Raw genomic sequence first — 4,930 nt, 5'->3', positions numbered from 1 at the left:
GATCAACCAGCCCATCGCCCAGCCGCCCGCCCCGGCCCCCACCATCGCCGGCACCGGCACCTTCCGCGTCGGAGCCGACGTCCAGCCGGGCACCTACCGCTCCAACGGCCCCGCAGCAGACAGCTACGGCTGCTACTGGGAACGCCTGAGCGGTTTCAGCGGCGACCTCGCCGACATCATCAGCAACGACTTCGTCACCGGCACCACCATCGTCACCATCGAGGCCAACGACACCGGCTTCTCCACCAGCCGCTGTCAGACCTTCACCAAGATCGGCTGAACACGCCACCTTCGAAGTGGCAGCACACCCCCGAGGGCTCCGCGAAAGCGATCGCGGAGCCCTCCAGTGCACCTGAGGACCTGAGGACCAGAGAGCACACCGCGCGCCTGCTACGCCGGCGCTCAAGCAGGTTGCCGCACGATCAGTTGTCGGCTCTGCTGCAGGATCCGGCAACAGGGCTGAGCCTCCCGCGGCGCTGCCGTTTCCCTCACTCCAGAGGACACCAGCTTCTCCGCCTGATCGTCGTCAGCACCGAAGCTGCGTTCAGCGCCGCGTCGCAGCGGATGAGCAGAGCCGACGAGCAAGGCCGACCGTCATCAAGTGGCGCGTGCTGCTCACCGTTGCGCTACGACAGGACGGCAACGCCTGTTCAGCACAGGTAGACTTGGGCCCCCACCACGATGTTCGTCACGGCGTCAGCATCGTAGTCGCTGCTGGCCTTGAGCAGCAGTTGAGCGGCTTCGGCGTCGCTGGCGCCCGCACCCAGCAGGGAGCAGACCGCGCTTCCTTGGCCGACCAGGCGATCATCAGGCTGGCCCACCATGGGGGACTGCCCCGAGCTCGGTTGACTCTCGTCGGTAGGGGCGGTCAAGCCGCGTGAGCGGCTTGTAGGAGTGTCTCGTACTCGATGGGCGTGAGCCGCCCGAGGGCCTGCTGGCGCCGTCGACGGTGGTAGGTGGTCTCGATCCAGGTCACGATCGCCAGGCGCAGGTCCTGACGGGTGTCCCAGCGGCGGCGGTTGAGGACGTTCTTCTGCAGCAGCGAGAAGAACGACTCCATCGCAGCGTTGTCCGCGCAGGTGCCGACCCGTCCCATCGACCCTCGCGCCTGCGCAGCGCGCAGCTCCCGGACGTAGCGGTGCGCCCGGAACTGCCTGGGTTCATAAGCCGTTGCATTAGTTCCTGACGGGTAGCCGTCGAGCGCAGATGAGCGTGATCGCCAGGCGAGCCAACGCGGTGATGGTGGTGGCGCTGGTGTCGTAGCGCAGCGCCAGGCGCTTGTAGCTCAGCAACCAGCTGATCGTGCGCTCGACCACCCAGCGATATCGCCCGAGGCGCTGACTGGAATCGATGCCGATGCGGGCGATGCGCGCGGTGATACCGCGCCGGCGCAGGTAGGCGCGAACCCGGCGGTTGTCGTAGCCCTGGGGGTACCACCCGCTTGTGGGGGAGCCGCGTGCAGCTTGAGCGGGCGGCGCCGAGGCCGGCCGCGACCGGTGCCCTTGACCGAGCGCTGGCCGTCGAGCAGCGGGGCCAGGAACATCGAGTCGTGCCGGTTGGCGCCGGAGAGCACGACGTTGATCGGTAGCCCGTCGGCGGCCACGAGCAGGTGGTACTTGGTGCCCAGCTTCGCTCTGTCCGTGGGGTTCGGGCCTGTCAGCGCGCCCCTTTTTTCGCCCGGACGCTGACGGAGTCGGCGCTGGCGCGGGACCAGTCCAGCAGGCCCTGCCGGCCCAGCCGGTCGAGCACGGCGCCGTGCAGCTCGTCCCACACGCCGGCCTCCTGCCACTGGCGCAGGCGGCGCCAGCACGTCCAACCCGAGCCGTAACCCAGCTCGGACGGCAGCTTGGCCCAGCCGATGCCGGTGCTGAGCACGAAGACGATGCCCTCGATCACCGCCCGGTCCTCGTGGCGAGGCCGGCCGGTGCGCCCACGCGGTGCCGGTGGCGGCGGCGGGATCAGCGGTTCGAGCAGCTCCCACAGCTCGTCGGTGATCAGCTGGCGAGGCCGAACGGAGGCGTCGGTGGCCATGCCGACCAGGCTGCGCCTGGCTCACCGCGACACGCCAGAGCCTCGGCCCAACTTCTGCAACGGGCTGTGAGTACATCGAGCTCTTCTACAACCGTCAGCGTCGCCATTCTCGGCTGAACTACGTCAGTCCGGTCGAGCGTGAACTACGCTATGCAGCATCCGTCCCGGCCTGATCTTCACACTGCAGTGGGTAACCGGAGGGTGGGGCAGGTCAAACTGTCACTGGATCATGCAGCAGACCCCCGCCTGATCTCCGGCGTCGTCAAAGTCAAGCTCAAGGTGGAAGGGGTTGCACAGGTGAGCCGCTGACGATGGCGTCCCCGCAGGAGCGAAAGCGCAACTCCGTCCAGTCCAACGGGTCAGCGGGGTGAACGCGCCCGCTCTCGTGGCGCCGAGCGCCAGGCCCTGCGCTCCCGGCCGGGTACCCGGCGCCAGTCGGCAACTCGCCCCCGCACCCGCTGCAGCCCACGCGACGGAGAAGTCGATCATGTGCCGGATAGGCATGATCGCTCCCCTCATCGACGGGTCGGTGCTGCGGGGCGCCCGCTACGGCAGGAACATCCTGTCGCTGGGGCGTCACCACACCGTCACCGCCGCAGCGGCGGTGCTTGCCGGAGCCGGTGGAGCGGTGTTCGATGAAAAGCACTCGATTGATCGGCGAGCCCACGGAGGACCATGTGCCCGCAGTCGAAGGTGACGACGTCGCCTCTCGACCTTCCGGAGGTGACCGTGTGGCGGCCGGTGCAGAGGCAGCGACCGAGGTCCTGCGGGCCGAGGTCGCCTCCCTAGAGGCCGAGAACATGAACCTCCTCGCCCGCTATGCCGCTCAGTTGCGGTCGAGCAATGAGCAGATCCGCCAGTCCCTTGCCGGTTCCGCGGCGCCGTCGCCCGCGGCGGCGCCCTCGATCCCGAGCGCGGTCTTGGCCGAGGCGCGCCCCCCTCACTCCGTGACCCGTCTGGCCCGCGACCTGGTCGCTGTGGAGGAGCACCTGGCGGAGATGGACCGCTGTGCCGGCCTCGGCGACCTTCACGGGGCCGGGCTGGCCAAGCAAGCCGCGGCCCGCCGGACCTGCCGCGCCCTGGGCCTTCTCTGCGACGACGCCGACTTCCGCGAGCTGCTCATGGCTATGCCGGAGCGGGCGCGCCAGGCGCAGGACCCTGTGGGGGGCGTTCCGGACCCCGCGGAGCTTCACGGCCCCCTTGGCACCTTCCGCGACACCGAAGTGGCCCTGCTGCAGCTCGTGGGACTCTCCCGCGCCCTCGCCGACCGGCACGTCGACGCCGCCATCGCCGCCTTCACCGAGTCCCCCCAGGCCTGGACCCGCATGCAGGATCCGGCGGCGCTCCTGCGAGACCTGCGCACGCTGCGGGATGCGACGTGCACGAGTGCCGACATGCTCGCCGCCGGAGTGCAGCGGGAGGCCTCCCGCGCCCGCTGGAGGAAGATCCTCACCTACGGGATGGGGGGGTGCCTTCTCATCGCGGCCGACGGGGCGGCGGAACTGCTGCTCGGGGTACCGATGACAGCCCTTTCTGAGGCCGTCGGTGGTGCGGCCGTCGGCGTCGCTGCACCTCTATCGAGCTGAGACGGACGGTGCCTGGCGCAGTGGCACAGGCACCACTTCACGCATGCCGGACACAGGGGCGGACGAGGGTGTGCGACGCGCGAACGGAAGGAGAGCCGATCCCCTTACGAATCCGTTCCCGGCGCGTTGGCGTTTCCGCCGGGATCGATGACGGCCATTCGCGGCAGGTGCTGAGTCGGGACGCTGCCCCTCGCTGCTTCCGCAGAAGGTGCTCCCCTGACGGCCTGAGCGGTCAAGCATGCGCTTTGCGCCCTTTTCAGAACCCAGCGCCCGGCAACGATCTCCGGTCACCGAGCGGGTTGGACGACCCGTTCAGAACGCGAGGGTATGGAGGTGGGAGGGCAGCCCGGCCAAACCGTACCGGAGGACCTGGGGATTCCCCACGATCACCCGCTTGAGACGCAGAGCCATTGCGATGAATTCTCGGAACGCCTCTTCCCGGGTCAGACCCGGACGCTCGAGGGCGGCCCGGAGGTGGCGTAGCACCCAGTCGTGGTACTCGGGATGGTGGCCTTCGCGGATGAACTTTCCAGTGCTCGACCACCACCCGGGGAACATGCGGTGCTCGACGAAGGATTCGATGAGGTTCACCGGATGGTGGATCGGGTGGACGCGGTGCGGTCGTCCTGCCACCTTGATCCGCCGCCGGCCGAACGCGCGCTCGTAGAGGTCCCTCAACTGGCGCCCCACCACCACCTTGTTCGCGCCGCGGGTACGGACGAACTGCGTGGCCACGTGGTGGGCCTCGAGAGGGCCCTCCCCCACTCCCCGCTGTGAGGTCTCGCCTCGTGACGTCCTGTGCGCGATCTCACGTTCTGAGGCGCCCGGGACACTTCCTGTGACCTCCTCGATGTGGCGCTGGATGTTCGGATCGATCTCGCGCGGAGCGGTCGGGGACACGTCAGGCGCCGGCGGTGGCAGGTCGTCCGGCGTGGCCCGGAAGTCGGGCTCCGGCCCGTTGCCGAGGCGACCGTGGCTGACCTCGACCTCTCGGCCGTCGACCTCGATGGTGTAGGACCCGATGGGGAACCTGCTGGCCACCATCTCGAAGTCGTAGCGCCCCGCGCCGTGCGCTTCCGCGCGGAACGTCTCGATCCAGCGGTAGCGCCGCTTGAGCACCATGAGCTGGCCCAGGACCAGCGGCACCGGAGAGTCGACGACGTCGTTCGTCCGCACGACCGCCTGTGCCGCCACCTGTGCCTCGACCAGCTGCGCGGCTTTGAGGGCGTCGTCGTGCACGCGCGGGACCCCCGGCTCGTCGACGGCCCGAAAGGAGCCGTCGCCCAGCTCTTCCGCCGCGTCACGGGCGGGAC

At 69.3% G+C, this 4,930-nt stretch carries 3 protein-coding genes and 4 pseudogenes; 3 read left to right on the top strand and 4 right to left on the bottom strand.

Features of this window, described 5'->3' with window-relative positions; all coding sequences use genetic code 11:
- Nucleotides 1–280 (top strand): annotated as a pseudogene (locus GTR00_RS14545) (hypothetical protein); the annotation flags it as partial.
- A 370-nt stretch (nucleotides 281–650) separates the two neighbouring features.
- On the opposite strand, the gene GTR00_RS14540 reads toward GTR00_RS14545, so the two are convergent.
- The 3 genes and pseudogenes from GTR00_RS14540 to GTR00_RS14530 form a co-directional block, all read right to left on the bottom strand.
- The gene (locus tag GTR00_RS14540; RefSeq protein ID WP_166612322.1) at nucleotides 651–824 is read right to left on the bottom strand and encodes a DUF732 domain-containing protein; all 174 of its coding nucleotides are present in this window, start codon (nucleotides 822–824) and stop codon (nucleotides 651–653) included.
- Nucleotides 825–868: 44 nt separating this feature from the next.
- Nucleotides 869–1,153, bottom strand: a pseudogene (locus GTR00_RS14535) (integrase core domain-containing protein); the annotation flags it as partial.
- Between the two features lie 22 nt (nucleotides 1,154–1,175).
- A pseudogene (locus GTR00_RS14530) lies at nucleotides 1,176–2,031 on the bottom strand (IS5 family transposase).
- A 68-nt stretch (nucleotides 2,032–2,099) separates the two neighbouring features.
- Between GTR00_RS14530 and GTR00_RS25895 the strand changes: the two are divergent.
- Nucleotides 2,100–2,204: pseudogene (locus tag GTR00_RS25895) on the top strand (IS3 family transposase); the annotation flags it as partial.
- Nucleotides 2,205–2,762: 558 nt separating this feature from the next.
- Complete coding sequence (locus GTR00_RS14525; RefSeq protein WP_166612321.1) at nucleotides 2,763–3,617, top strand: hypothetical protein; 855 nt, start codon at nucleotides 2,763–2,765, stop codon at nucleotides 3,615–3,617.
- Nucleotides 3,618–3,929: 312 nt separating this feature from the next.
- Here GTR00_RS14525 and GTR00_RS14520 read toward each other — a convergent pair.
- The coding region (locus GTR00_RS14520) for a hypothetical protein (RefSeq protein ID WP_205705831.1) at nucleotides 3,930–4,930 on the bottom strand (1,001 nt) is incomplete at its 5' end.

It is taken from the genome of Kineococcus indalonis, from assembly GCF_009906395.1.
In the GTDB taxonomy this organism is placed as follows: domain Bacteria; phylum Actinomycetota; class Actinomycetes; order Actinomycetales; family Kineococcaceae; genus Kineococcus; species Kineococcus indalonis.
This window is presented reverse-complemented; position numbering and strand designations above follow the sequence as displayed.